This is a genomic window from Enterobacter sp. BNK-16 (assembly GCF_048684955.1).
Lineage (GTDB): Bacteria > Pseudomonadota > Gammaproteobacteria > Enterobacterales > Enterobacteriaceae > Enterobacter > Enterobacter bugandensis.
The window spans coordinates 1,447,858-1,474,674 of sequence record NZ_JBLQTQ010000001.1 but is presented as its reverse complement, the minus strand read 5'-3'; the positions used below and the strand labels follow the sequence as shown (position 1 = coordinate 1,474,674).

The window sequence follows — 26,817 nt, the reverse complement described above, 5'->3', positions numbered from 1 at the left end:
TCTACAGAGGGGCAACCTTATGTCGCATCAGCAAATTATTCAGACACTTATTGAATGGATTGACGATCATATCGACCAACCGTTGAACATTGATGTGGTCGCAAAAAAATCGGGCTATTCGAAATGGTATTTACAGAGAATGTTCCGCACGGTCATGCACCAGACGCTGGGGGAGTACATTCGTCAGCGCAGGCTCCTGCTGGCGGCGCAGGCGTTACGCTCAACGCAGCGGCCGATTTTTGATATCGCGATGGATCTTGGCTATGTCTCGCAACAAACCTTTTCCCGCGTGTTTCGCCGCGAGTTTGACCGTACGCCGAGCGATTATCGCCACCAGTTGAATTAATGCATATCAGTGCAAAGGTTGCTGCTGCCAGGTCATAAACTCCTGGGGCGGCATCGCTTTCGCGAAGTGCCATCCCTGACAGAACTCAACGCCGCGCTTCAACAGCCAACTCACCTGCTCAGCCGTCTCAACCCCTTCCGCAATGGTTTTAAGCCGCAGGCTTTGCGCCATCTCGATAATATGCTCGGCGATCAGGTGGCTGGTACTGTTGGTGGTTAAGGTGTCGATAAACGATTTATCGATTTTCAGAATATCCACGTTCAACGAGTAGAGGTTGTGCAGGTTGGAATAACCGGTCCCGAAATCATCGATCGCCACTTCATAGCCCGCCTGACGGAAGGCCTGAATCACCGGCGTGGTTTTTGGCACATCGATAAAGCCGCGTTCCGTCACTTCGATTTTAATTTGCTGGGCGCGTACGGCGTAGTGCCGGGCCTTGTCAGAAATCATGGCGATCAGCCGCGAGGAGTGGAAGTCCGTGGCCGACAGGTTGATCGAAATATAGAGATGCGGATGCGCCGCCAGGAAATGGCCCAGATCGCTGAACACCTCCTCAACGACATAATCCGTGATCCGCTCGCTCATTCCCTCTTTTTCCGCAAGCGGAATAAACTCAGCCGGGCTCATTACCTGCCCATTGAAACCAGGCCAGCGCAACAGCGCCTCTGCCCCCACACACTGGTTGTTCTTGATATCAATAATCGGCTGATAGTGCACACAAAGCTGGCGCTTGTTCAGCGCCCGGTGCAGTAAGCGCCCCGGCGAATTAAGCTCACGATGGGTGCGGGACCACACCAGCAAAATAATAATGCTGCAGATCATTCCCAGCGGTAGCGTCAACGTCGCCTGGTGATAGAGCGTTTCATAAAAACGTTTATCTGACGTCGACACGATGGCGGCAATAGGCCGATTTGTCGATTTCACGACGGTATAGAAACGGTTATCTTTTTGAAATACCGATTCCTTATCCCGAATCATCGAATTTAATAAAGTCGCATTGGCTTTCTGGCTGACGGAAAAGAAGGCATTAGTTACCGTGTCGTATACCCCCCATGCGAGGGAATGATCGGTAGACATCACTTCACTGTAAGAAAGCGGATTGACAACCACGACATAATTTCCGCGCTGCATATATGTCATTTTATAGCCAGTATAAAATGGCGTATCGCGAAAATAATAGATAGCAACGTCAGGTTTACGCGTGTAATTAGCGACCGGAATGACGTAGGGTTGATCCGGTGTAAAAACGGTCGAACAAAGAAAATTCTGACCTTCAGCATAAATTAAATCGGCGACAAACAGGCGGCCACGAACAACGTTCAACATATATTGACGATGTTCCGGCGTACAACGTTCACCCTGATATTTTTCTGCCTCGCCCCTGGCCAGTTCAACTTGTTGAATTACCAGTTCTGTTTTGTCTAAAGCCAGTTCAGCAAATGTCCGTAGCTGAGCGCTCGTTTCCGACTCGGCTCGTAGCTGGGCAAACCATAGAGCAAGCATCACCGGCAGCAGAACTACCATGATGATCCCTACCACTCTGAGCATTTTGCGCCGCGCGCTACGATTCATTTCCCGCCCTATATCCCTGCATGTTGTACGCCTGTAGTAATGAAGGCCGGATGCTTTGTTAAACAGGTGATTACGTTGCATGAATCATGCGAAGTTAGCAACTGACTTTTAGTATTAAAAATCTTAAATTTCGTTATGACGATAATATTTTCCCGTAAGCTAAACTGTAAGTATTCGTTCCGTTTTAATTAAGGAAAATAATTATCCATCGCGTACGGGAGGTTTGAAGAGAACACAACAGAGGATCGCTGATTAAGCAAAACTTCTGGCGGCATGAAAAAAGTACAACACCAACGTGACGTTTTATCCTATTTCTGCGGGTATATTTTGTTCGTTGTTTTATAAATAATCAGACATCACCACAATATTATCAGAAAATAATGCGCCCCCTAAAAACGGCACGGCTGGCCGTCTCTCTGCCTCCAGATGCTCTTCCCCACTTACCCGACGGGATTACCTCAGCGCGTTGTGTATCCGCCTCCCCCCTGTCCGAAGGCGGTCCCGAACCGCATGCTCTTTTTTCCGGGTAATAAAATCCCCTTTTTTGGCTACGCTGGTACTGGCGAATAAATCAACAAATGTGATATAGTTCACACATATTGTGTAACGAGAAACACTGTTTCATTCAGTTCGTCTGTTTTGTAGAGGATGGGTTTTATGGCAACCATTACTACCAGCATGGTTCTCCTGCGCTGGCCCTTGTTGAGCGCGGTTTTGATGTTTTTAGCCAGCACGCTGAACATTCAGTTTCGTAAATCCGACTACGCGGGTCTTGCCGTCATAAGTACCCTGTTAGGGCTTGGCGCGGCCTGCTGGTTCGCAACGGGCCTGCTGGGCATTACCCTGCTGGATATGGCCGCGGTCTGGGAAAATATAAAAGTGGTGATGGTTGAGGCGATGAACCACACCCCACCAGACTGGCCGATGGTGATTACCTGATCCCTTCAGCAATAAAAAAACCCAGACGATGTCTGGGTTTTTTGTTTTAGCATCCGTTGATCAGAACGGGATATCGTCGTCGAAGTCCATTGGCGGTTCGTTAGACGGAGCAGGAGCAGACTGCTGCTGCGGACGAGACTGCGCGCCGCCGCTGAACTGGTTGCCGCCCTGCGGCTGCTGAGGCTGACCCCAACCACCCTGCTGCTGGTTCTGACCGCCACCTGCCGGTGCGCCACCGCCCTGACGGCCACCCAGCATTTGCATGGTGCCGCCCACGTTCACCACCACTTCCGTGGTGTATTTTTCCTGACCGGATTGGTCGGTCCATTTGCGGGTACGCAGCTGGCCTTCGATATAGACCTGAGAACCTTTACGCAGATACTCACCGGCTACTTCGGCCAGTTTGCCAAACAGCACAACGCGGTGCCATTCGGTCTGCTCTTTCATTTCACCGGTCGCTTTATCACGCCAGGATTCGGAAGTAGCCAGCGTAATGTTGGCAACTGCGCCACCACTCGGCATGTAGCGTACTTCCGGGTCCTGGCCCAGATTACCGACGAGAATCACCTTGTTTACGCCTCTGCTGGCCATGTTCGTGTCTCCTGAATACGTTTCTTAATAGTGTAAACGCGCGAGTGTACCATTTCCACGCGGCAATTTGCATAGTTGCGTGGTCGGTTCAGAAATCTCCCGCGAACTCGACATTGTTACACAGCGAATCAGAAAATGCATTCCAATACTGTATATTCAAACAGGTCAAATTGTGTCATAATTAGCCGTTTCTGACAGCCGTTTGTCCTTCAAACAAACCAGGCAATCCGTGTTCCAACCGGGAAAGGTGAATGGATAAGATCGAAGTTCGGGGCGCCCGCACCCATAATCTCAAGAATATCAACCTCATAATCCCTCGCGACAAACTCATCGTCGTGACCGGGCTTTCGGGGTCTGGCAAATCCTCACTGGCTTTCGACACTTTGTATGCCGAAGGACAGCGTCGTTACGTCGAATCACTCTCCGCGTACGCGCGTCAGTTCCTGTCGCTGATGGAAAAACCGGATGTCGATCATATTGAAGGGTTATCGCCTGCTATCTCTATTGAGCAGAAGTCTACCTCGCATAACCCGCGTTCAACGGTCGGTACCATTACCGAAATCCATGACTACCTGCGTCTGCTGTATGCCCGCGTGGGTGAGCCGCGCTGCCCGGACCACGATGTCCCGCTGGCGGCACAGACCGTGAGCCAGATGGTGGATAACGTGCTGTCGCAGCCGGAAGGCAAACGCCTGATGCTGCTGGCACCGATAATCAAAGAGCGTAAAGGCGAGCACACCAAAACGCTGGAGAACCTGGCAAGCCAGGGCTATATCCGCGCCCGTATCGACGGCGAAGTGTGTGACCTGTCCGATCCGCCAAAGCTTGAGCTGCAAAAGAAACACACCATCGAAGTGGTGATTGACCGCTTTAAGGTGCGTGACGATCTTGCCACGCGTCTGGCTGAATCCTTTGAAACCGCGCTGGAACTCTCTGGCGGCACGGCCGTGGTCTCCGACATGGACGACCCGAAAGCGGAAGAGCTGCTCTTCTCCGCCAACTTCGCCTGCCCGATTTGCGGCTACAGCATGCGCGAGCTGGAACCGCGCCTGTTCTCGTTCAACAACCCGGCGGGCGCGTGCCCGACCTGTGACGGTCTGGGCGTGCAGCAGTATTTCGATCCAGATCGCGTGATCCAGAACCCCGAGCTGTCGCTCGCGGGCGGTGCGATTCGCGGCTGGGATAAGCGTAACTTCTACTACTTCCAGATGCTGAAGTCGCTGGCGGAGCACTACAAATTCGACGTTGAAGCGCCGTGGGCGAGCCTGAGCCCGAACGTGCACAAAGTGATCCTGTTCGGTTCCGGCAAAGAGAACATCGAATTCAAATACATGAACGATCGCGGCGATACCTCCGTGCGTCGCCACCCGTTCGAAGGGGTGCTGCACAATATGGAGCGCCGCTACAAAGAGACCGAATCCAGCGCGGTGCGCGAGGAGCTGGCGAAGTTCATCAGCAACCGCTCCTGCGCCACCTGCGAGGGCACGCGTCTGCGTCGCGAAGCGCGCCACGTGTTTGTGGAAAACACGGCGCTGCCGACCATCTCAGACATGAGCATCGGCCACGCAATGGACTTCTTCAACAACCTGAAGCTTTCCGGCCAGCGTGCGAAAATCGCCGAAAAAGTGCTGAAAGAGATCGGCGATCGCCTCAAATTCCTCGTGAACGTTGGCCTGAACTACCTGACGCTTTCCCGCTCGGCAGAAACGCTCTCCGGCGGTGAAGCCCAGCGTATCCGTCTGGCGAGCCAGATTGGCGCGGGCTTAGTCGGCGTGATGTACGTGCTGGATGAACCGTCCATCGGCCTGCACCAGCGCGACAACGAGCGTCTGCTCGGCACGCTGATCCACCTGCGCAATCTCGGCAACACGGTAATCGTGGTGGAGCACGACGAAGACGCAATTCGCGCCGCAGACCACGTGATCGACATCGGCCCGGGCGCGGGCGTGCACGGCGGCCAGGTGGTGGCGGAAGGTACGCTGAAGGACATTATGGCGGTGCCCGAGTCGCTGACCGGCCAGTACATGAGCGGCAAGCGCAAAATTGAAGTGCCAAAACAGCGCGTCGCGGCGAACCCGGAAAAAGTGCTGAAGCTCACAGGGGCGCGCGGCAACAACCTGAAGGACGTCACCCTGACGCTGCCGGTTGGCCTGTTTACCTGCATTACCGGCGTGTCCGGTTCCGGTAAATCGACGCTGATCAACGATACGCTGTTCCCGATTGCGCAGACGGCGCTGAACGGCGCGACGCTGGCCGAGCCTGCACCCTACCGCGATATTCAGGGGCTGGAGCATTTCGACAAGGTTATCGACATCGACCAGAGCCCGATTGGCCGTACGCCGCGTTCCAACCCGGCGACCTATACCGGCGTCTTCACGCCCGTACGTGAACTCTTCGCTGGCGTACCGGAAGCGCGTTCGCGCGGGTATACGCCAGGACGTTTCAGCTTTAACGTGCGCGGCGGCCGCTGTGAAGCGTGCCAAGGCGACGGCGTGATCAAGGTTGAGATGCACTTCCTGCCGGATATCTACGTGCCGTGCGACCAGTGCAAAGGCAAGCGCTATAACCGCGAAACGCTGGAGATTAAGTACAAAGGCAAGACCATCCACGAAGTGCTGGACATGACCATCGAAGAGGCGCGTGAGTTCTTTGACGCCGTCCCTGCGCTGGCGCGTAAGCTGCAGACGCTGATGGACGTAGGCCTGACCTACATTCGCCTGGGGCAGTCAGCAACAACCCTGTCCGGCGGTGAGGCGCAGCGCGTGAAGCTGGCGCGCGAGCTGTCCAAGCGTGGTACCGGCCAGACGCTCTACATTCTGGATGAGCCGACCACCGGCCTGCACTTTGCAGATATCCAGCAGTTGCTTGAGGTGCTGCATCAGCTGCGCGATCAGGGCAACACGATTGTGGTCATCGAACATAATCTGGACGTGATTAAAACCGCGGACTGGATTGTCGATCTCGGCCCGGAAGGCGGCAGCGGCGGGGGTGAAATCCTCGTCTCCGGTACGCCAGAGACCGTTGCAGAGTGCGAAGCCTCGCACACCGCGCGCTTCCTTAAACCGTTGCTGTAATTGTTACACGGAGAGCTGCTGTCGGGTCGCTTCCGGCAGCAGCTCAACCGCCTGCTTGTAGGACGCATCCACCAGATAGTAAATTTGCGAGCCGGGCAGCGAGCCGTCCAGATAAACGGTACTCCAGTGCGCCTTATTGAGGTGCTGGCTCGGCCTCACATCATCATGCTGCTGACGTAATAGATCCGCCAGTTCCGGGCTGGTTTTCAGCGACGCCGCCGGGCGCCCTTCAACCTCTTTCACCATCGCAAACAGCACGTCTCCCACTTTGATCTGCGTGGCTTTCCAGTCGCTGTGAACACTTTGTTCCGCGCCAGGCTTGCTCATGCAGTACTGAAGTATCTCCGAAATTGTCATCTTTATTCCCCTTGTAGCGTTGCGATAATTTTACGCGAACCACCGTGAATGCGATGTTCTCCCAGCCAGATCCCTTGCCACGTGCCCAGCATTAGCCGCCCGTTATGAACCGGCAGCATCAGCGATACGCCCAGCAGAGAAGATTTGATATGCGAAGGCATGTCATCTGCGCCTTCATAATCGTGCTCGTAGGGGGCGTTGTCCGGAACCGTCTTCAGGAAATGGTGTTCCATATCAGACCGGACGGTAGGGTCGCAATTTTCATTAAGCGTGAGGGAGGCTGACGTGTGCTGAAGCAGCAGATGCAGTAAACCCGTTTTGACGCGCGACAGGTCGCGGAGTTGCCCGATGACTTCGTCCGTCACAAGGTGAAATCCGCGGGGTTTAGCGCTTAAGGTCAGGGTCTGTTGATACCACATGAGCTGCTCCGTTCTGAAAGATGAATCTTTCTAAGTGTGCAGCAAGAAGGCGAAAGGTAAAACCCGCAGCGGCGGATTTGTTCAAAAAAGAATCAAACCCGCCGCTCAAGAACTAATACTCGGAGTTAACAATCACCTCCTCGCCAAACTTGCCTGCCATCGGCAGCGGTCGATAGGTCGAGTTAGAGGCACGCAGCACCCGGATCGCTCTGGCTCCCACATCCTGCGCCGCGGTAATGTCGTTATCCGAATCACCGTAGAACACTTTGATGTTTTTCTGCTCCAGCCACTGGGTTTTGGTGTTTTGTCCCTCTTTATCACCGGCAAAAATGACCGGATTCATGCTGGCTGCCGGGATCTGAAAATCGTCCTGCAGGGTTTTGGAGACGGTCTCCGTTTTGGTCTGGCTACGGCCGGTGACAAAGTAAATGCTGTCGCCGCGCTTAACGTGCATGGCGATCAGCGCGCGGGCCACCTCTTTCGGAATGCTGAACTCATCCCAGCCGTTATTCATTTTTTCCCAGAACTCCGGGTTCTTCAGATACGCTTCGCTGTCCGGAGAATACGTTTTCTTGCCACGCCAGAAGCCTGGGCTCGAGAACAGCACGGTATCGTCAATGTCGAAGCCCACGGCCATTGGCGGGCGGCCCATCAGGCTGTTTTCGATTTGGGCCACGGAAACCCAGTGAATGGGTGCCTGCTCGGCAAGGATGGCGGCGGTGGTGCCGGTGTAAAGCGGCGTCGGTGCGGAAGCTCGCGCGACGACGGCGCTATTAAGCGAGAACAATAAGCAGGCGGCGCTGAGCGCCAGTGTGATCTTGCGCATATTTTCCCCTGAATATTCAGTTTGTTATCTTTATATTTTGAGTGGATGGTCAAAAATCTATCCGACCATAACCCCGGAGGGAGGGGAAGGAAAGGAGTTTTTACTTATAAAGATGAATAAAAAGAAGACGATCACAAAGTGCCGGGGGACGTGTTTATGCGGTCTGATGCCCTCACCCCAGCCCTCTCCCACGGGGAGAGGGCTGGGTTAGTGAGCATTTACATTACAGCAGCAAACGCCTGCGCCACGCGCTGGACGTTGCCGGCATTCAGGCCCGCCACGCACATACGGCCGCTGGCGATCAGGTAGACGCCGAACTCGTCACGCAGGCGATCGACCTGTGCCGCGCTCAGTCCGGTATAGCTGAACATCCCGCGCTGCTTGAGCAGATAGTCGAAGTTATGCCCCGGCACCGCCTCTTTCAGCACGTTAACAAGTTCCTGACGCATCGACAGAATGCGCTTGCGCATCGCTTCCACTTCCGCAAGCCAGGTGGCTTTCAGCTGTTCGTCTCCCAGAACGGTCGCCACCACCTGCGCACCAAAGTTCGGCGGGCTGGAGTAAATACGGCGGACCGTCGCTTTCAGTTGGCCGAGAACGCGCCCCGCGGCTTCGGCGTCTTCACACACCACGGACAGACCGCCAACGCGCTCGCCGTAGAGAGAGAAGATTTTTGAGAAGGAGTTGCTGACCAGCGCTGGCAGCCCGGCGCTGGCAACGGCGCGGATGGCGTAAGCATCTTCTTCCATGCCCGCGCCAAAGCCCTGATAGGCGATGTCGAGGAACGGGATCAGGTTACGTGCCTTCAGCACCTCGATCACCGCATCCCACTGGGCATTGGTGAGGTCCGCACCCGTTGGGTTATGGCAGCATGGGTGCAGCAGCACGATGCTGCGCGCCGGCAGGGTGTTCAGTTTTTCCAGCAGCGCTTCGACGCGCACGCCATTGGTTTCGCTGTCGAACCACGGATAGGTCTCGACCTTAAAGCCCGCGCCTTCAAAGATGGCCACGTGGTTTTCCCACGTCGGGTCGCTGACCCACACGCCGGAATCCGGGAAATATTTTTTCAGGAAATCAGCGCCTACCTTCAGCGCACCCGAGCCGCCCAGCGTCTGGATAGTCGCCACGCGCTTTTGCGCGAGCACCGCGTGGTCCGCACCAAACAGCAGCGGCGCAATCGTATTACGGTAGGTGTTTAACCCTTCCATCGGCAAATAAAGCGAAGCACCGTGCGGGGTTGCGTTAAGACGTGCTTCGGCTTCGGCAACGGCTTTCAGTTGAGGAATGATGCCATCCTCGTTGTAATACAGACCGATGCTGAGGTTCACTTTATCGCTGCGAGGATCTTCTTTGAAACGCTCCATCAAGGAGAGAATAGGGTCGCCGGCGTAGGCGTCTACTTTCTGAAACACGCGATGTTCTCCGGATTATTATGAGGCAGGGTTTTCAACAATAAACCGGAAGCGGAATAAGATCGAGGGGATGTTAACAGAAGCGGGATACATCGCATCCCGTTAAAGCTCAGTCGATGTATTTCATCGCCACCCGCGACGTCAGACGCGTAATAAGTTCGTAAGCACTCACTTTTGTAATCTCAGCAATGCGTTCAACGGGCAGACCTTCACCCCACATCACCGCATCGTCGCCCGCTTTATCCTGCGCGCCGGGCCCAAGATCCACGCAAATCATGTCCATCGCCACGCGGCCGACAATTTTCACTTCACGACCATTGACCAGCACCGGCGTGCCCGTTGGTGCCGCGCGCGGATAGCCGTCGCCGTAGCCCATCGCCACCACGCCAAGCCGCGTGTCGCGCTCGCTGGTCCAGGTACCGCCGTAACCCACCGGCTCGCCCGCTTTGTGCTCCCGCACGGCAATCAGCTTTGATACCAGCGACATCACCGGCTTAAAGCCTAAGTCCGGCCCCCAGGGTTTATTCTCAAGCGGGGAAACGCCATACAGGATAATCCCCGGACGCGCCCAGTCGAAGTGGGACTGCGGCCACAGCAGAATGCCGCCGGATGCCGCAATGGAGCGCATTCCCGGCTTGCCTTCGCAGAAGGTGTTGAAGATATCAAGCTGCTGCTCGGTTGCGCCACATTCGGGCTCATCGGCACGGGCGAAGTGGCTGACGATATTGACCGGCTGACGCACATTTTTGCACTGGCACAAACGCTGATAAAACGCCTCCGCGTTTTCCGGACGCACGCCCAGCCTGTGCATGCCCGTGTCGAGCTTCATCCAGACGGTGACCGGCTCGCTCAGTTCAGCCGTTTCCAGCGCGGCCAGTTGTTCTTCGTTGTGTACCGCCGTGTGCAGCTGCTGGTCTGCAATGGTCGGCAGATCCGAGGCTTCAAAAAAGCCTTCGAGGAGCAGAATCGGTTGCGTAATGCCGCCTGCGCGCAGGCGGAGAGCTTCTTCGAGACGGGCGACGCCAAAGGCGTCGGCATCGGGGAGCGTTCGCGCGATCTCAAGAAGACCGTGTCCGTAAGCGTTCGCTTTCACGACTGCAACGAGCCTGCTGGCGGGCGCCAGTTCACGCAGACGTTGCAGGTTGTGTCGCAGAGCGCGGCGGTTAATAACAACAGTTGCCGCTTGCATTTGAATTCCTTAGAAATTACTCATCATCATATTGAGGACCGGCATAGTTGTCGAAACGCGACCACTGGCCGTTAAAGGTCAGACGTACCGTACCGATGGGGCCGTTACGTTGCTTACCAATAATAATTTCGGCGATCCCTTTCAGGTCGCTGTTCTCGTGATAGACCTCATCACGGTAGATGAACATGATTAAGTCGGCATCCTGCTCAATGGAGCCGGATTCACGCAGGTCGGAGTTGACCGGGCGTTTGTCTGCACGCTGTTCCAGGGAGCGGTTAAGCTGTGACAGCGCCACTACCGGCACGTGCAGCTCTTTAGCTAACGCCTTGAGCGAGCGGGAAATCTCTGCAATTTCCAGCGTACGGTTGTCTGAGAGCGACGGGACGCGCATCAGCTGAAGGTAGTCGATCATGATAAGGCCGATGCCGCCGTGTTCACGGGCGATGCGGCGCGCGCGGGAGCGCACTTCCGTCGGCGTCAGGCCGGAGGAGTCATCGATATAGATGTTCCGTTTTTCCAGCAAAATGCCCATGGTGCCGGAGATGCGCGCCCAGTCCTCGTCGTCGAGCTGGCCGGTACGGATGCGGGTCTGATCCACGCGCGAAAGCGATGCCAGAGAACGCATCATGATCTGCTCCGAGGGCATCTCGAGACTGAAAATAAGCACCGGCTTATCCTGCAACATCGCCGCATTTTCGACGAGGTTCATCGCAAATGTCGTTTTACCCATCGACGGACGCGCCGCGACGATAATTAAATCCGACGGCTGTAAACCGGCAGTTTTTTTGTTCAGATCGTCATAGCCTGTGTTCACCCCGGTCACACCGTCGTGCGGCTGCTGGAAAAGCTGCTCTATACGCGCAACGGTGGCATCGAGCACGTCGGCGATGTTTTTCGGGCCTTCGTCTTTGTTGGCGCGGCTTTCGGCGATTTTGAAGACGCGGGACTCGGCAAGGTCGAGCAGGTCTTCACTGGTGCGACCCTGCGGATCAAAACCGGCTTCGGCGATCTCGTTCGCTACCGAGATCATCTCGCGGACGACGGCACGTTCGCGCACGATGTCGGCGTAAGCGCTGATGTTCGCCGCACTTGGCGTGTTTTTTGACAGCTCTGCCAGGTAGGCAAAGCCGCCGACGCTGTCCAGCTGCCCCTGACGCTCCAGCGATTCCGCGAGCGTGATCAGGTCAATAGGGCTGCCGGACTCCTGCAGGCGCGCCATTTCGGTAAAGATATGGCGGTGCGGACGGGTGTAGAAATCTTCAGACACTACGCGCTCGGCGACGTCGTCCCAGCGTTCGTTATCCAGCATTAAACCGCCCAACACCGACTGTTCCGCTTCAATCGAGTGCGGCGGGACTTTTAACCCTGCGACCTGGGAATCACGCTCGCGAGGTTCAGTCTGTTTGTTGAAGGGTTTGTTTCCTGCCATAGTGAATGGAGTTACCGAGATAAAGAGTGGGTCGAAAGATTACCATATTTTTCTTACGGAGGGAGCATGGCAACGCGCATTGAGTTCCAGAAACACGGCGGTCCTGAAGTGCTGAAAGCGGTGGAGTATACCCCCACTGCGCCTGGCGAGAACGAAATTCAGGTGGAAAACAGAGCTATCGGCATTAACTACATTGATACCTATATTCGTGGCGGTCTCTACCCGCCTCCGTCAATGCCGAGCGGCCTGGGCACTGAAGCGGCCGGTATCGTCAGCAAAGTGGGCAGTGCGGTTAAGCACATCAAAGAAGGCGATCGTGTGGTATATGCACAGTCTGCCCTGGGCGCTTACAGCTCCGTCCACAACGTCCCGGCGGACAAAGCCGCCCTGCTGCCGAACGCCATCACCTTTGAGCAGGCGGCCGCCTCATTCCTGAAAGGGCTGACGGTCTATTACCTGCTGCGCAAAACCTACGAAATTAAGCCCGATGAGCAGTTCCTGTTCCATGCTGCCGCCGGTGGCGTGGGGCTGATTGCCTGCCAGTGGGCGAAAGCCTTAGGCGCGAAGCTGATCGGCACCACAGGCAGTGCGCAAAAAGCCCAGCGTGCGCTGGACGCGGGCGCGTGGCAGGTGATCAACTATCGGGAAGAGAGCATCGTCGAGCGGCTAAAAGAGATTACCGGCGGCAAAAAAGTACGCGTCGTGTATGACTCGGTGGGGAAAGACACCTGGGAAGCGTCGCTGGACTGCCTGCAGCGTCGCGGACTGATGGTGAGCTTTGGTAACGCCTCAGGCGCTGTCACCGGCGTCAATCTCGGCATTCTGAATCAGAAAGGGTCGCTGTACGTGACGCGCCCTTCTTTGCAGGGTTACATCACCAACCGGGAAGAACTGGAGGAAGCCAGCAACGAGCTGTTCTCGCTAATAGCCAGCGGCGTGATTAAGGTGGATGTGGCGGATACGCAGAAATACCCGCTAACCGATGCGCAGCGTGCGCATGAGGTGCTGGAAAGCCGGGCGACGCAGGGTTCAAGCCTGCTAATCCCCTGACCCCCAAAAAGAAATTGGGCTTCCCGTGGGAAGCCCTTTCTTTTTTTAGTTCGGCTGTATGTAGGGTACAGCTCGATGAATTCTGTAGCGGCAGCCATAGTGACAGATTCGATAAGTAAATCCTATTCTGTTCTAAGCCATGCTGCCGGAAAAGTTACAAGTATGTGACGAACCCCTCAATACCTTAGTAACGGAAGCGGTTATTGCGCTGATAAGTCGGCAGTTTTGGCGCTTTAATCGCCCGTATTACCCACACCACGGCGATAGCCAGCAGCAGCCACGGCAGCAATTTGATCGTCAGGGCAAATAATCCGCCGATAAACATAACCACCGTAGCCACAACGAGCGCGGCCAGAATGCCGAGCAGCGACACGCCCGTGACCATCAGCATGACAAAAAAGCCAATCACAAAAAGTAGTTCAAGCATGGTGCTCTCCCACGAGTTCCCGAATGATGCTGCAATCATTACAAGAATCATGCCAAAGCTAACATATTGTTCTTAAAGCAAAACGCCCCGCGAGGATCCGCAGGGCGTGGTGAATTTGACGATCTTTTAGCGAAATTATCGCTTATCCGCCACCAGCCGCAGCGCATGTTCCAGCACCTCAATATCGGCACCGGCTTTATGCGCGTTCTCACTGAGGTAGCGACGCCACTGGCGCGCGCCCGGAATACCCTGGAACAGGCCAAGCATATGGCGGGTGATGTGGCCAAGATAGGTGCCATTGCTCAACTCGCGCTCAATGTAAGGGTACATGGCACGCACGACGGCAACCGGATCGGTGTCTGCGCCTGCAACGCCAAAGATTTCGCGATCGACCGTCGCCAGAATGCCCGGATTTTGATACGCCTCGCGCCCGACCATCACGCCATCCATATGCTCAAGGTGCGCTTTCGCCTCTTCCAGCGACGTAATACCGCCGTTGATTGACATCGTCAGGTGCGGGAAATCACGTTTCAGCTGGTACACGCGCGGGTAGTCCAGCGGCGGGATCTCACGGTTCTCTTTCGGGCTAAGGCCTGAAAGCCAGGCTTTGCGGGCGTGGATGATAAACATCTCACACTCGCCTTTCCCTGACACCGTATTGATGAAATCGCACAGGAATTCGTAGCTGTCCTGGTCGTCGATGCCGATACGGGTTTTGACCGTCACCGGAATGGAGACCACATCGCGCATCGCTTTGATGCAGTCCGCCACCAGCTGTGCGTTGCCCATCAGACAGGCGCCGAACATGCCGTTTTGCACGCGGTCGGAAGGGCAGCCGACGTTCAGGTTGATCTCGTCGTAGCCGCGTTCTTCCGCCAGCTTTGCACACTGGGCCAGCGCGACCGGATCGCTGCCCCCCAGCTGCAGCGCAACCGGATGCTCTTCTTCACTGTATGCCAGGTAGTCGCCCTTACCGTGAATAATTGCGCCCGTGGTCACCATTTCGGTGTACAGCAGCGTATGGCGGGAGAGCTGGCGCAGGAAATAGCGGCAGTGTCTGTCCGTCCAGTCGAGCATCGGCGCAATAGAGAAACGGTGTGCAGGAAAAGCGGTCTGGTGTTCTGACGACATGGCGAAGTTTTAAGCATCTGGTGGAAAAGGGGCGCTACTATAGCACAAAGAAAAGCCGGAGGCGCAGCGCCTCCGGTGTACTTTAGAACGTCATGCTCAGCTGAGCCCCTGCGCCCCAGGTTTCGTCCTCGCCATACAGGCCCATCAGGTCAACATGAACGGTATTGAACGGCGCGAAACCGACACCGCCGGTAAAGACGTTGCTGTCGTTCCCTTTCATATCCGCACGATAACCGGCACGCACCGCCAGCCAGCTCAGCGGAGTCACTTCAGCACCGACCCCAACATACTGCGACGTATCTTCGCTCTTAAAGCCTTTGGTTTCGGTCAGATCGCCATCGGCGGTCAGGGTCACCAGATCGTTGTGCCAGGCAGCGCCCGCGGTCACCAGCGGACGGATCTGGTAGGTGTCTTTATAGCTCACCACTTCCCCCGTACGCCCGTTGCGGATGCGGATATCTTTGGTGTCGATATCGCGCGACATCAGGTTTTGCCCGCTCATGCCGACCGTCCAGTTTTCGCCAAAATCAGCGGCAATACCGGCATCGACGTTAAAGCCGGTATCGTCTGTACGGTAGCGGCTATCGTTCCACTTATTACTGTCGTAATCGTAGATCGAGGTGGTGTAGTTATAGATCCAGCTTTTTTGCAGTTTTGGCGTCACGCCCACGGAAACCGGAACGCCGCCAAGGTCAAACTGGCGGGCAACGGCAATACCGTAGTCGGAGATAATCGCCGCCCGACCGGACGCCGTTGAGTTGAGGTTTTTAGTGATCTGGTCCGTGCCGTTCAGCGCAGCGTCCAGGGCAACGCCGGCAGCCACCAGATTGCTTCTTTGAATACCGCGCAGATAATCAATATCCTGCTGGTCGATAGACGAACTTACCCGGCCATGGGCGTAACCTTTCGCCATAAAGGCCACGGAAAGCACATCGTTAGGGATACTCACGGCAAGGCCTGCTCCTGCCGTCGCGCGAGCGGTTTTGCCCTTGAGATAGTCCAGCTCATCGGCCAGATCTTTGGCCGCGCCCTGGAACTGGTTGATGGAGCCTAACGGATTAGTAATAACCTCGATTGGCGTAAGGTTATCAACCACATCCTTATAGTGATTGATTTTGTCGTTGATGGTATCAATCTCATCCTGAAGATTATCCTCATCCGTTACCTGCACCCCAACGGACGGCAAAATGACCGTCACGTCATCGTCCGGTTTTGCCTTTGCCAGCAGCGCGGGGTTAATTAACGCCCCGCTACCATAATTGCCCGAAGCAACGCCGGTGCCCCCCATCGCGTCGCTACGTGATTCTGTCCAGGTATTGGCTGCTCCCGCCTGATTTGCCATAAACAAGGAGACAGCGATGCTAACCACCGAAAATTTAAAATGTTTTTTCACAGTATGCCCGTCTTATAGTCTGTTATGAAATAACCCCTGTCTGTTATCCCCCAAACAGGCGCGAACTATTGCTGTGAATAAAGATAAAAAGACCCGCTAATTCATTCCCTAAGTAAAACTTCCTTACGGCCTGTTGTAATTTGTGACGGCCCTCAATATTTATAGAAGAGGAAATTATTTTTTCCCAGGTTTTCCATCGTGCGGCCCAAAAAACTGTGGCGGATGGTCTACCCAGCGATCTTCCCGCGTGGCGGCATAAACCGGATTGAGCGGATAGTAGATGCGGTTGTGCTTCTTGTTGGCCTCCCCCACCACCAGTAGCCGAACCTCTTCCTCTGTGTTGTTGATAAAGGTGTGGCACACCCCCGTTCCGGCGGGAAAGCCCACGCTGTCTCCGGGTTCGAGTTTCCACAAATAGCCATTAATCCAGGCTTCAGGATAGCCCTCAAGCACGTAGATAAACTCTTCTTCGTCACTTTCCGCATGGGGATAGGACGTCCGACGCCCCGGCGGTAAACGTTCATGATGAATGCCTATACGCCTGAGGCCCAGGCTGCGCGCCAGCGGCGATCCGATGGAAAAAAGCTCGTTACTGTCGGGGTAGGTGGCGTCATCTGGCCCTTCTACGTCGCGCCAGTGCTTGATACAGTCTGGTTTTTTCATTGTTACATTCCCGGTTTGCGATGCGTCAGGTATAGCACAGCCTGGCGGATATCGGTGTTTTTGCCAGAACATGATAAAGTGAGGGTTTTATCTCCCAGAACATCCGAGGTGCTAAATGGATAAGTCCACAAAAGAGCTGTTAGCGCAGGCCGAAAAGCTGTGCGCGCAACGCAATGTGCGCCTGACCCCGCAGCGCCTTGAAGTCTTGCGCCTGATGAGCCTGCAACAGGGGGCGATCAGCGCCTACGATCTACTCGACCTGCTCCGCGAAAGCGAGCCGCAGGCTAAACCGCCCACGGTGTATCGCGCGCTGGATTTCCTGCTGGAACAAGGGTTTGTGCATAAAGTCGAATCCACAAACAGCTATGTCCTGTGCCATCTTTTCGATCAGCCAACGCATACATCGGCCATGTTTATCTGCGATCGTTGCGGCGTGGTGAAAGAAGAGGGAGCGGAGGGCGTAGAGGACATTATGCACACGCTGGCGGCAAAAATGGGTTTTGCCCTGCGTCATAACGTGATTGAAGCGCACGGGCTGTGTTCTGCATGCGTTGAGGTGGAAGCCTGTCGACATCAGGATGCGTGTCAGCACGACCACTCAATTCTGATAAAGAAAAAGCCGCGTTAGCAGCAAAAGAAAGGCGGCTCTTAAGCCGCCTTTGTGGGTTATTCAGCGCTACCAGCGGTAGTCGTTACGGGTTTCCCAGTCTTTGACTTCATTTTCCGCCTGGTCTTTCGCGTAGCCGTAACGTTCCTGAATTTTACCGACAAGCTGATCGCGCTTGCCTTCAATGACGGTCATATCGTCATCAGTCAGCTTCCCCCACTGTTCTTTCGCTTTACCTTTGAACTGCTTCCAGTTGCCGCCGATTTCGTCTTTATTCATCATCGTGTCCTCTTAGTTAAGCGTCGGGTCGTAACGTCCGTTACGTTCTTTTCTGCTGGACGTGATAATAATTGTAGTTGAGGATTCGGCAGTTGATTTCATATTCGGAATCTTTAACCGTCACGATATATCGTGACGGGAAGGAAGCCAGGTATTATTTTGCCAGTGGCGATGCCAGATAAAGGCAAGCGAGAGGCCGCGCAGGGAGAGAAAGACCGCAAGCGCCAGCCACAAACCGTGATTACCCAGCCACGGAAGCGTCAGCAGCGTCAAACCAAACCCCGCCGCCGCAACCGCCATACTGTTGCGCATTTCCGCTCCGCGCGTCGCACCGATAAACATGCCGTCCAGCAGATAACACCACACCCCCACCACCGGCAAGATCACCTGCCAGACGATGTAGTGGTCCGCCAGTTCGCGTAAAGCCGGGATCGAAGTGAGTAATGCAATAATGTCACGGCCAAAACAGGCATAAATCAGAGCAAACGTCAGCGCGACCAGTCCCGCTTGTCGACAGGCTGCCCGCCAGACATCCCTAAGCTGCCCACTTTCCCGCGCGCCGTACGCCTGCCCGGAATGCGCCTCAACAGCGTAGGCGAAGCCGTCCAGCGCGTAGGCGGTAAACGTCAGCAATGTCATCAGGACCGCATTCACCGCGACGATCTCAGGCCCAAGACGGGCACCAAAAACCGTCAATGCGCCAAAACAGAGTTGTAGCAGAAGCGAGCGCAGCATGATGTCACGGTTGAGCGCCAGCAGTTTACGGATATTGCCGCGCCATGCGGTTTTCAGCATTACGAGGGATATCCCGCGCAGGGCCAGCACGCGCCAGACCATCCACAGCCCAATGAGTAAGGTTCCGTATTCGGCAATCGCCGTTGCCAGTGCCGCCCCGCGCACGTCCATATGCAGGCCCATCACCAGCCAGAGATCGAGCACAATGTTGAGAAGGTTTCCCACGACCAGCAAAATCACTGGCGCACGGGCGTATTGCACACCCAGTAACCAACCCAGCAGAACCAGGTTTGCCAGCGAAGCGGGCGCGCTGAGCCAGCGGATTTCAAGGAAGCGACGCGCCTGCTCCAGTACCGCCTCGCTGCCGCCAACAACATGGAGCGCAAGGTCTATCAGGGGCGTGCGCAGTAAAACAATGAGTACCCCCGCGCCAAGCGCCAGGATCAGCGGCTGCACCAGCGCACGCGCCAGACGTAACGGATCTTTCGCACCATACGCCTGTGCCGTGAGCCCGGTAGTACTCATACGCAAAAAGAGCAGCAGCATAAACAGGAAGCTGGTTGCCGTCGCGCCAATCGCCACGCCGCCAAGATAAACAGGGGAATCGAGATGACCAATAACGGCCGTATCGACCAGACCCAGCAAGGGCACGGTGATATTGGAGAAAATCATCGGCAGGGCAAGACGCCACAATGCCTTATCAGATGCCGTCAGCAGTGACATGAGAGATACCGGGAAGGGTAAATGAAGCAGGCTACAGCGGAAGCGTAGCCTGTCAGGAAGAGATTACAGCCATTCGCCGTTACGAATCACGCCAACAGCCAGACCTTCAATAGAGAAACTCTGTTCGCGGAGGTCGACCACAATCGGGGTGAACTCGTTGTTTTCGGGCAATAGCTGAACAGTGTTACCCTGTTTTTTCAGGCGCTTAACGGTCACTTCGTCATCAATGCGCGCAACCACCACCTGGCCGTTTCGCACATCCTGCGTTTTGTGAACGGCCAGAAGGTCGCCATCAAGAATGCCGATGTCTTTCATCGACATCCCGCTAACGCGCAGCAGAAAATCAGCGCTCGGCTTGAACATACCAGGATCGACCTGGTAGTGACCTTCAATATGCTGTTGTGCCAGCAGAGGTTCACCTGCAGCAACGCGGCCTATCAGCGGAATGCCCGTCTCTTCTTCCACCAGCAGGCGGATACCACGCGACGCGCCTGACACAATCTCAATCACACCCTTACGCGCCAGCGCTTTCAGGTGTTCCTCGGCAGCATTCGGAGAACGGAAACCCAGACGCTGCGCGATTTCCGCACGCGTGGGTGGCATACCCGTCTGGCCGATATGATCCCGAATGAGATCAAACACCTCTTGCTGCCTGGTCGTTAATGCTTTCATTCCGCCCCCTGGGTGTATATACAGTTATGCTGTGAGTATATACAGTCAAAGGCGATTTTGGAACCAAAAACTGCACAAAAAACCAGGGACTTAATTATTCCTCGAGCATCATCGGAAATGTGACCAAAGCAGCGTGACCCAGGTAATGGCTGCGGTGATAATCGCCAGCAGGACAGCGGCGGAGCCCATATCTTTCGCGCGGCCAGAGAGCTCGTGAAAATCAGAGCCGATCCGGTCGACCACGGCCTCAATAGCGCTATTGAGAATTTCCACTATCATCACCAGAAGTACGGAACCGATGAGAAGCACGCGGGTAATGGCATCTACATCAAGGAAACAGGCGATGATAACCGCGACGATAGCGGCGACACCTTCCTGGCGAAAAGCAGCTTCATTGACCCACGCGGCACGGAAACCTTTCCATGAATAGCCGGCGGCTTTGATGATACGCGTCAACCCAGTGGTATTATTGGCCATTAAAAGAACCTTTTTTAAAAAAGAGCGTCAGTAACAGGAGCTGCAGCGCGTTTCGCTGCCGCCTGAAGTATGACGGGTAACAACAGAAATTTTGCGCGCTTTCTGTTATCCTTGCGCCGCAATTGCATTATTAACCAGAGGCTTTACATCGTTTATGTCCGGCTGGCCACGAATTTACTACAAATTACTTAATTTACCATTAAGCATACTGGTAAAAAGTAAGTCTATCCCAGCAGAACCCGCGCTGGAACTGGGGCTCGATACGTCGCGCCCTATTATGTACGTTTTGCCTTATAACTCTAAGGCAGACCTGCTAACGCTCCGTGCCCAGTGTCTGGCGCATGATTTACCCGATCCGCTTGAACCACTGGAAGTTGACGGCACTTTGCTGCCGCGCTACGTGTTCATTCACGGCGGGCCGCGCGTGTTTACCTATTACACACCGAAAGAAGAGTCCATCAAGCTGTTCCACGACTATCTCGACCTGCACCGCAGCAATCCTGACCTGGATGTGCAGATGGTGCCGGTATCGGTGATGTTTGGTCGCCGTCCGGGCCGCGAAAAAGGCGAAGAGAACCCGCCGCTGCGCATGCTTAACGGCATCCAGAAGTTCTTCGCGGTCTCCTGGCTGGGACGTGACAGCTTTGTGCGCTTCTCCCCTTCCGTCTCCCTTCGCCGAATGGCGGACGAGCACGGCACTGACAAGATCATCGCGCAAAAACTGGCGCGCGTGGCGCGTATGCACTTCGCCCGTCAGCGCCTGGCGGCCGTAGGGCCACGTCTTCCGGCGCGTCAGGACCTGTTCAACAAGCTGCTGGCCTCCAAAGCGATCGCCCGCGCCGTTGAAGACGAAGCGCGCAGCAAGAAAATTTCCCATGAGAAAGCCCAGCAGAACGCCATTGCGCTGATGGAAGAGATCGCAGCGAACTTCTCCTACGAGATGATTCGCCTGTCCGATCGTATTCTCGGCTTTACCTGGAACCGCCTGTATCAGGGCATCAACGTGCATAACGCTGAACGTGTACGTCAGCTGGCGCACGATGGTCATGAGATTGTCTATGTCCCCTGCCACCGCAGCCACATGGACTACCTGCTTCTCTCCTACGTGCTCTATCACCAGGGACTGGTACCGCCGCACATTGCCGCCGGTATTAACCTGAACTTCTGGCCAGCAGGCCCGATTTTCCGCCGCCTGGGTGCGTTCTTTATTCGTCGTACCTTCAAGGGCAACAAGCTCTACTCCACCGTGTTCCGCGAGTATCTCGGCGAGTTGTTCAGCCGTGGCTACTCCGTAGAGTACTTCGTGGAGGGCGGGCGCTCCCGTACCGGTCGTCTGCTCGATCCGAAGACCGGCACGCTGTCGATGACCATTCAGGCGATGCTGCGCGGCGGTACGCGTCCAATCACGCTCGTGCCAATTTACATTGGCTATGAGCACGTGATGGAAGTGGGCACCTACGCGAAAGAGCTGCGCGGTGCGACCAAAGAGAAAGAGAGCCTGCCGCAGATGCTGCGCGGCCTGAGCAAGTTACGCAACCTGGGTCAGGGCTACGTAAACTTTGGCGAGCCGATGCCGCTGATGACGTATCTGAACCATCATGTTCCGGATTGGCGCGAGTCTATCGATCCTATCGAAGCGGTGCGTCCGGCCTGGCTGACGCCAACGGTGAACGGTATCGCGTCCGAGCTGATGGTGCGCATTAACAACGCCGGTGCGGCCAATGCGATGAACCTGTGCTGTACGGCGCTGCTGGCTTCACGTCAGCGTTCCCTGACCCGTGAACAGCTCACGGAGCAACTGGACTGCTATCTGGACATGATGCGCAACGTGCCGTACTCGGTTGATTCGACAGCTCCTTCTGCTACCGCCAGCGAGCTTATCGATCACGCGCTGCAGATGAACAAGTTTGAAGTCGAGAAAGATACGATCGGCGATATCATCATTCTGCCGCGCGAGCAGGCCGTACTGATGACGTACTACCGCAACAACATCGCTCATATGCTGATGCTGCCATCGCTCATGGCGGCCATTATCACCCAGCATCGCCGTATTTCACGTCAGGAGCTGTTGCGCCACGTTGAGACGCTCTACCCGATGCTTAAAGCGGAGCTATTCCTGCGCTGGAGCAAGGAAGAACTGGCCGTTGAGCTGGATAAACTGACGGAAGAGCTGCGCCGTCAGGGGCTGATCACCGTTGCGAACGACGAGCTGCACATCAATCCGTCACGCTCCCGTACCCTGCAACTGCTGGCGGCCGGTGCGCGCGAAACGCTGCAGCGCTACGCCATTACGTTCTGGCTGCTGAGCGCGAACCCGTCGATCAACCGCGGCACGCTGGAGAAAGAGAGCCGAACGCTGGCCCAGCGCCTGTCCGTTCTGCACGGCATTAACGCCCCGGAATTCTTCGACAAGGCGGTATTCAGCTCGCTGGTGCTGACGCTGCGTGACGAAGGCTTCATCAGCGATACGGGCGATGCCGAGCCGGAAGAGACGCTGAAGGTTTACCAGATGCTGGCTGAACTGATTACGTCGGATGTGCGCTTGACGATTGAGAGCGCGACGCAGGGCGAGTAACACAATGCCGGGTTATGACCCGGCCTGATGCCCTGGATAATAAAAAAGGCCCGGTAAGCGCTAACGCTACCGGGCCTTTTTTGCCTTGTTAAATCATTGCATTTAGCTGAGCAGCGTAAAGGCAATCATCCCGACAATGGCCCCGGTGGTGCCGAGGATGGTTTCCATCAGCGTCCAGGTTTTCAGGGTTTGCGCTTCGGTCGCGCCGGTAAACTTACCGAACAGCCAGAAGCCAGCGTCGTTAACGTGCGAGACGACAATTGACCCGCCCGCGATGCAGATAGACAGCGCAGCCATCTGGGCACCGGAGTAGTTCAGCTGTTCAATCACCGGCATCACCAGACCCACGGCGGTTAAACATGCCACGGTGGCGGAACCCTGAATGATACGCACCGCCGCAGCCAGCACGAAGCAGGTTACCGCAATCGGCAGGCCCATTCCGGTCAGTGCTTCACCCAGAGCCGGGCCCACGCCGGAATCCACCAGCACCTGCTTGAACACGCCGCCGGCACCGATCACCAGCAGGATAATACCCGCAGGCTGCAGCGCCGCACCACAGATCTCCATCACGCGGTCTTTTGGCATTCCCTGGCGCATCGCCAGGCCGTAAATCGCCACCAGACACGCCACCAGAATCGCCGTGAACGGGTGACCAATGAACTCAAACCATTCGTACGCGGTAGAACCGACCGGCACAAAGCGCGCGGCAATAGTTTTCAGACCCACCAGCACCAGCGGGAGCAGGATCAAAGAAAGGCTAAAGCCGAATGACGGCATTTTGCCTTCGCCCAGGTGCGGCTCGGTGATGTCGTCCGGGATGTGCAGCTCAACGTAACGGCTGATGAAATTGCCCCACAGCGGACCGGCGATAATCATCCCCGGGATGGCCGCACACAGGCCAATCAGGATCATCCAGCCAAAATCGGCGTGCATCTGGGAGGCCAGCAGCATCGGCGCCGGCCCTGGCAGCAGAAACGCCGCAGCCGCCGCCACGCCCGCAAACAGCGGAATGACCAGCTTCACGAGGTTAGTGCCGGTATGGCGCGCCATGGAGAAGGCGACGCTGATGAGCAGCACCACCGCCACTTCGAAGAACAGCGGCAGCGCGCAAATCAGCCCTGCCAGACCAATCGCGTAGTGCGCGCGGCTGTGGCCAAAGGATTTGAGCATTTTGACGGCAATCTGGTCGACCGCGCCCGTCTCATGCAGAATCTTGCCAAACATCGCGCCCAGCGCGACCACAATCGCCAGGAAGCCCAGCGTGCCTCCCATCCCTTTTTCCATCGTCGCGGCGATCTTGTCGAGCGGCATACCGGAAAAGAGACCTGCACCAATAGAAACCACCATCAAAGCAACGAAGGCGTGCATACGCGCCTTCATCACTAAAAACAGCAGCAGCAATACCGAACCCACTGCTGTCAAAACTAGCGTTAATGTACTCAAAACTTACTGCCTTTTGTTAATGACCTCGATGGTGCTGGCTACAACACCTTCCAGCGGCTGATCGATATCAACCACTAAGACGTCTTTTTCATCTTCACCCGGCTCCTGAAGCGCTTCGAACTGCGTCACCAGCATCTGAGTTTTAAAGAAGTGGCCTTTACGCGCTTTCAGACGGCTTTCAATCACCCCAAAATCGCCTTTCAGGTAGATGAACGAGAGGTTCGGATTGCCGTCGCGCAGCAGGTCGCGGTAGGTTTTTTTCAGCGCGGAGCAGACGATCAGGGAAACTTTGTTGGTGCGCTGCATCGCGAACGCGGCGTCATTCAGCGCCTGTAACCACGGTTTGCGGTCGTCATCGTTCAGCGGTTCGCCGGAAGCCATTTTCATGATGTTGCTGCGCGGATGGAGGAAGTCACCATCAAGAAACGCAGCCTGGAGTTGATGCGCCACTTCGCTCGCCACGGCAGATTTACCGCTACCGGACACGCCCATCAGGACGTAAACGTGGTGATCGTGATTAGTCGTGCTCAAAGGGTGTCCCTCAGTCAATTGTTACGGGTAACAGTTATCGGTAACATTGTCCTGCCGGGGCAAAAGAGAAGCAATATCCAAACGTGCGCGAAGTGAATAAGTGTGAGCTACTTCAAATTTGTCAGTTCAAATAGATCCACCCGGTGACAAGGTGAAACCTAAATCTAACATTTTAGGGGTAACCGTCTCTCCACGAATGCGCGCCAGCAGGCGTTCTGCACCAATGCGGCCCATGCGTTCACGCGGTGTCAGAACGCTCGCCAGACGCGGCTCCATCACCTGACCAATATCGTGGCCGTGGAAGCCGGCAATCGCCATATCCTCAGGGATCTTCAACCCCAGACGCTGGCATTCGAACGCTGCACCGACCGCAAGGTCATCGTTGGTACAGAAAATACCGTCCAGTTGCGGATACTCGCGTCGTGCCTGACGCATCAGCTCAATACCCGAGGTGTAAGATGAGGACTGCTCCACCATCACGCTGTACGGGGTTAAATTTGCGTCGAGCATCGCCTGCTCGTATCCCTTCTGTTTGATGATAGTACGTTCATCAAGACGCGCACCCAAGTAGGCAATATGACGATGACCGCGGGCGATGATCGCCGCTGTCATCTGACGAGCCGCTTCAAAGTTATCGAACCCAACGGCGATGTCGAGGCATGGCGACTGGCTGTCCATGAGCTCCACCACCGGAATACCGGCGACTTCAATCATTTTGAGCGTGCGGGCAGTGTGGGTACGCTCGGTTAAAATCAGGCCGTCAATGTTCCAGGAAAGCATCGATTCAAGACGTTCCTCTTCCAGTTCCGGCTTGTACCCATAGTGAGCGAGCATGGTCTGGTAGCCAAACGCATCGGTGACGCTTTCAATGCCGCGCAGAACTTCAGCGAAAACCTGGTTGGTCAGGGAAGGAAGCAGAACGCCCACCGCACGGCTGGTCGCATTGGAGAGAATATCGGGTGCGCGGTTGGGAATATAACCCAGTTCATCAAGGGCGGCGGCAATCTTGCCACGCAACGCCACGGAAACCTGTTCCGGGTTACGTAAAAAACGGCTGACCGTCATTTTGGTCACACCGACGCGATCGGCGACATCCTGAAGTACGGGGCGTTTCTTTTTCATCGTCCTGAGAAATCTTGAAGTGAGAGATTTGCTCAGTTTATCACGGACAAAGCTCAACCTTCCCCGTTTAAAAGGGAAGGTTGAGAAATTATTTAGACCGGAGGCAGGTCAAACAGCAGGATTTCGCTTTCGCTGTCGGCGTGCACGGAGAGCGCCTGCTCATCCCAGACGGCCAGACCATCGGCGGTGGTGGCTTTGGTGCCGTTGATAGACACTTCCCCTTTCACCACCTGGATCCAGACGCGGCGGTTGGCGGCAATCTGGTGCACGGACTGCTCGTCTTTCGCCAGCGCCCAGCGGTACAGCTCCATATCCTGATGCACTTTCAGGGAACCTTCACGCGCGTCCGGGGACAGCACCAGCTGTTTGCCCTGTTTCGCGTCGAAGCGGCGCTGCTCGTAGCGTGGCGTGATGCCGGTCTCTTCTGGAATGATCCAGATTTGATACAGGTGCAGTTTTTCCGTTTTGCTCGGGTTGTACTCAGAGTGACGCACCCCGGTACCCGCGCTCATAATCTGGAACTCGCCCGCCGGCACCTGCTCTTTGTTGCCCATGCTGTCCTGGTGCTCAACCGCCCCTTCCAGCACATAGGTCAGGATTTCCATGTCTTTGTGCGGGTGGGTACCGAAGCCCTGGCCTGCATCAATCACGTCGTCGTTAATCACGCGCAGCGCGGAGAAGCCCATGAAGTTCGGGTCGTAGTAGTCGGCAAACGAGAATGAATGCCATGAGTCCAGCCAGCCATGATTTGCGTGACCGCGTTCGTTTGCTTTGCGTAAGTAGATCATTGTTTTCACCCTCAGTTCGTTTCGATGGAGTAAGTGTGGACTCAAAC

General features: G+C 55.6%; 26 protein-coding genes and 1 pseudogene. 6 read left to right on the top strand and 21 right to left on the bottom strand.

Going from position 1 to position 26,817, the window contains the following annotated elements:
• Nucleotides 1-19 precede the first annotated feature (19 nt).
• Complete coding sequence (soxS, locus tag ACMGGH_RS07060; protein WP_008503387.1) at nucleotides 20-346, top strand: superoxide response transcriptional regulator SoxS; 327 nt, start codon at nucleotides 20-22, stop codon at nucleotides 344-346.
• A gap of 6 nt (nucleotides 347-352) precedes the next feature.
• Here the strand turns inward: soxS and ACMGGH_RS07055 are convergent, their stop codons facing one another.
• The gene (locus ACMGGH_RS07055; protein ID WP_063437698.1) at nucleotides 353-1,918 is read right to left on the bottom strand and encodes an EAL domain-containing protein; all 1,566 of its coding nucleotides are present in this window, start codon (nucleotides 1,916-1,918) and stop codon (nucleotides 353-355) included.
• Between the two features lie 657 nt (nucleotides 1,919-2,575).
• Between ACMGGH_RS07055 and ACMGGH_RS07050 the strand changes: the two genes are divergently transcribed.
• A complete protein-coding gene (locus tag ACMGGH_RS07050) occupies nucleotides 2,576-2,857 on the top strand; it encodes a YjcB family protein (protein WP_028015176.1) in 282 nt (93 codons plus the stop codon).
• Between the two features lie 60 nt (nucleotides 2,858-2,917).
• Here the strand turns inward: ACMGGH_RS07050 and ssb1 are convergent, their stop codons facing one another.
• Nucleotides 2,918-3,448, bottom strand: a complete 531-nt coding sequence (ssb1, locus tag ACMGGH_RS07045) for a single-stranded DNA-binding protein SSB1 (protein WP_006810470.1) — start codon at nucleotides 3,446-3,448, stop codon at nucleotides 2,918-2,920.
• Nucleotides 3,449-3,699: 251 nt separating this feature from the next.
• Between ssb1 and uvrA the strand changes: the two genes are divergently transcribed.
• The gene (gene uvrA / locus ACMGGH_RS07040; RefSeq protein ID WP_041911534.1) at nucleotides 3,700-6,522 is read left to right on the top strand and encodes an excinuclease ABC subunit UvrA; all 2,823 of its coding nucleotides are present in this window, start codon (nucleotides 3,700-3,702) and stop codon (nucleotides 6,520-6,522) included.
• A gap of 3 nt (nucleotides 6,523-6,525) precedes the next feature.
• On the opposite strand, the gene ACMGGH_RS07035 is transcribed toward uvrA, so the two are convergent.
• The 6 genes from ACMGGH_RS07035 to dnaB form a co-directional block, all read right to left on the bottom strand.
• Nucleotides 6,526-6,879: an MmcQ/YjbR family DNA-binding protein gene (locus ACMGGH_RS07035; RefSeq protein WP_028015174.1), complete on the bottom strand. Its 354-nt coding sequence runs from the start codon at nucleotides 6,877-6,879 to the stop codon at nucleotides 6,526-6,528.
• Nucleotides 6,880-6,881: 2 nt separating this feature from the next.
• Complete coding sequence (locus ACMGGH_RS07030) at nucleotides 6,882-7,298, bottom strand: secondary thiamine-phosphate synthase enzyme YjbQ (RefSeq protein ID WP_041911536.1); 417 nt, start codon at nucleotides 7,296-7,298, stop codon at nucleotides 6,882-6,884.
• A 112-nt stretch (nucleotides 7,299-7,410) separates the two neighbouring features.
• A complete protein-coding gene (aphA, locus tag ACMGGH_RS07025) occupies nucleotides 7,411-8,124 on the bottom strand; it encodes an acid phosphatase AphA (RefSeq protein ID WP_041911537.1) in 714 nt (237 codons plus the stop codon).
• 218 nt (nucleotides 8,125-8,342) lie between these two features.
• Nucleotides 8,343-9,536 (bottom strand): aromatic amino acid transaminase, encoded by a 1,194-nt coding sequence (gene tyrB / locus ACMGGH_RS07020; protein WP_045260940.1) that lies wholly within the window; start codon nucleotides 9,534-9,536, stop codon nucleotides 8,343-8,345.
• A 109-nt stretch (nucleotides 9,537-9,645) separates the two neighbouring features.
• Nucleotides 9,646-10,725 carry an alanine racemase gene (alr, locus tag ACMGGH_RS07015; RefSeq protein WP_232949039.1) on the bottom strand — a complete coding sequence of 360 codons (1,080 nt, stop codon included), beginning with the start codon at nucleotides 10,723-10,725 and terminating at the stop codon, nucleotides 9,646-9,648.
• Between the two features lie 16 nt (nucleotides 10,726-10,741).
• Entirely contained in the window at nucleotides 10,742-12,154 is a 1,413-nt protein-coding gene (gene dnaB / locus ACMGGH_RS07010; protein WP_232949038.1) for a replicative DNA helicase, read from the bottom strand.
• 66 nt (nucleotides 12,155-12,220) lie between these two features.
• On the opposite strand from dnaB, the gene ACMGGH_RS07005 reads away from it, so the two are divergent.
• Complete coding sequence (locus ACMGGH_RS07005) at nucleotides 12,221-13,204, top strand: quinone oxidoreductase (RefSeq protein WP_232949037.1); 984 nt, start codon at nucleotides 12,221-12,223, stop codon at nucleotides 13,202-13,204.
• Nucleotides 13,205-13,388: 184 nt separating this feature from the next.
• Here ACMGGH_RS07005 and pspG read toward each other — a convergent pair whose 3' ends face one another.
• From pspG to ACMGGH_RS06985, 4 genes are all read right to left on the bottom strand, one after another.
• Nucleotides 13,389-13,631 carry an envelope stress response protein PspG gene (pspG, locus tag ACMGGH_RS07000; RefSeq protein WP_028015168.1) on the bottom strand — a complete coding sequence of 81 codons (243 nt, stop codon included), beginning with the start codon at nucleotides 13,629-13,631 and terminating at the stop codon, nucleotides 13,389-13,391.
• Between the two features lie 135 nt (nucleotides 13,632-13,766).
• On the bottom strand, nucleotides 13,767-14,762 hold the full coding sequence (gene dusA / locus ACMGGH_RS06995; RefSeq protein WP_045631373.1) for a tRNA dihydrouridine(20/20a) synthase DusA: 996 nt from the start codon (nucleotides 14,760-14,762) through the stop codon (nucleotides 13,767-13,769).
• Nucleotides 14,763-14,844: 82 nt separating this feature from the next.
• Nucleotides 14,845-16,104: a conjugal transfer protein TraF gene (gene traF / locus ACMGGH_RS06990; protein ID WP_420299208.1), complete on the bottom strand. Its 1,260-nt coding sequence runs from the start codon at nucleotides 16,102-16,104 to the stop codon at nucleotides 14,845-14,847.
• A 225-nt stretch (nucleotides 16,105-16,329) separates the two neighbouring features.
• Entirely contained in the window at nucleotides 16,330-16,818 is a 489-nt protein-coding gene (locus ACMGGH_RS06985; RefSeq protein WP_045260944.1) for a cupin domain-containing protein, read from the bottom strand.
• A 115-nt stretch (nucleotides 16,819-16,933) separates the two neighbouring features.
• On the opposite strand from ACMGGH_RS06985, the gene zur reads away from it, so the two are divergent.
• Nucleotides 16,934-17,446, top strand: a complete 513-nt coding sequence (gene zur, locus ACMGGH_RS06980) for a zinc uptake transcriptional repressor Zur (RefSeq protein WP_028015164.1) — start codon at nucleotides 16,934-16,936, stop codon at nucleotides 17,444-17,446.
• A gap of 48 nt (nucleotides 17,447-17,494) precedes the next feature.
• On the opposite strand, the gene ACMGGH_RS06975 is transcribed toward zur, so the two are convergent.
• The 5 genes and pseudogenes from ACMGGH_RS06975 to ACMGGH_RS06955 all read right to left on the bottom strand — a co-directional run bounded on the left by ACMGGH_RS06975 (nucleotide 17,495) and on the right by ACMGGH_RS06955 (nucleotide 20,311).
• Entirely contained in the window at nucleotides 17,495-17,704 is a 210-nt protein-coding gene (locus ACMGGH_RS06975) for a CsbD family protein (RefSeq protein WP_014882139.1), read from the bottom strand.
• A gap of 49 nt (nucleotides 17,705-17,753) precedes the next feature.
• Nucleotides 17,754-17,828 (bottom strand): annotated as a pseudogene (locus ACMGGH_RS06970) (hypothetical protein); the annotation flags it as partial.
• Nucleotides 17,825-19,162, bottom strand: a complete 1,338-nt coding sequence (dinF, locus tag ACMGGH_RS06965; protein WP_232949036.1) for an MATE family efflux transporter DinF — start codon at nucleotides 19,160-19,162, stop codon at nucleotides 17,825-17,827. The pseudogene ACMGGH_RS06970 and the gene dinF, both read right to left, overlap by 4 nt.
• A gap of 63 nt (nucleotides 19,163-19,225) precedes the next feature.
• Complete coding sequence (gene lexA / locus ACMGGH_RS06960; protein ID WP_028015162.1) at nucleotides 19,226-19,834, bottom strand: transcriptional repressor LexA; 609 nt, start codon at nucleotides 19,832-19,834, stop codon at nucleotides 19,226-19,228.
• A 108-nt stretch (nucleotides 19,835-19,942) separates the two neighbouring features.
• Nucleotides 19,943-20,311, bottom strand: a complete 369-nt coding sequence (locus ACMGGH_RS06955; RefSeq protein ID WP_014830281.1) for a diacylglycerol kinase — start codon at nucleotides 20,309-20,311, stop codon at nucleotides 19,943-19,945.
• A gap of 154 nt (nucleotides 20,312-20,465) precedes the next feature.
• Between ACMGGH_RS06955 and plsB the strand changes: the two genes are divergently transcribed.
• On the top strand, nucleotides 20,466-22,886 hold the full coding sequence (gene plsB / locus ACMGGH_RS06950; RefSeq protein ID WP_028015161.1) for a glycerol-3-phosphate 1-O-acyltransferase PlsB: 2,421 nt from the start codon (nucleotides 20,466-20,468) through the stop codon (nucleotides 22,884-22,886).
• Between the two features lie 102 nt (nucleotides 22,887-22,988).
• Here the strand turns inward: plsB and gntU are convergent, their stop codons facing one another.
• The 4 genes from gntU to ACMGGH_RS06930 all read right to left on the bottom strand — a co-directional run bounded on the left by gntU (nucleotide 22,989) and on the right by ACMGGH_RS06930 (nucleotide 26,770).
• Nucleotides 22,989-24,329 carry a gluconate transporter gene (gene gntU / locus ACMGGH_RS06945; protein ID WP_014833577.1) on the bottom strand — a complete coding sequence of 447 codons (1,341 nt, stop codon included), beginning with the start codon at nucleotides 24,327-24,329 and terminating at the stop codon, nucleotides 22,989-22,991.
• A 3-nt stretch (nucleotides 24,330-24,332) separates the two neighbouring features.
• The gene (gntK, locus tag ACMGGH_RS06940) at nucleotides 24,333-24,860 is read right to left on the bottom strand and encodes a gluconokinase (RefSeq protein ID WP_045260947.1); all 528 of its coding nucleotides are present in this window, start codon (nucleotides 24,858-24,860) and stop codon (nucleotides 24,333-24,335) included.
• A 126-nt stretch (nucleotides 24,861-24,986) separates the two neighbouring features.
• On the bottom strand, nucleotides 24,987-25,982 hold the full coding sequence (gntR, locus tag ACMGGH_RS06935) for a gluconate operon transcriptional repressor GntR (protein ID WP_014882133.1): 996 nt from the start codon (nucleotides 25,980-25,982) through the stop codon (nucleotides 24,987-24,989).
• Nucleotides 25,983-26,074: 92 nt separating this feature from the next.
• Nucleotides 26,075-26,770: a pirin family protein gene (locus ACMGGH_RS06930; RefSeq protein ID WP_003861565.1), complete on the bottom strand. Its 696-nt coding sequence runs from the start codon at nucleotides 26,768-26,770 to the stop codon at nucleotides 26,075-26,077.
• Between the last annotated feature and the right edge of the window lie 47 nt (nucleotides 26,771-26,817).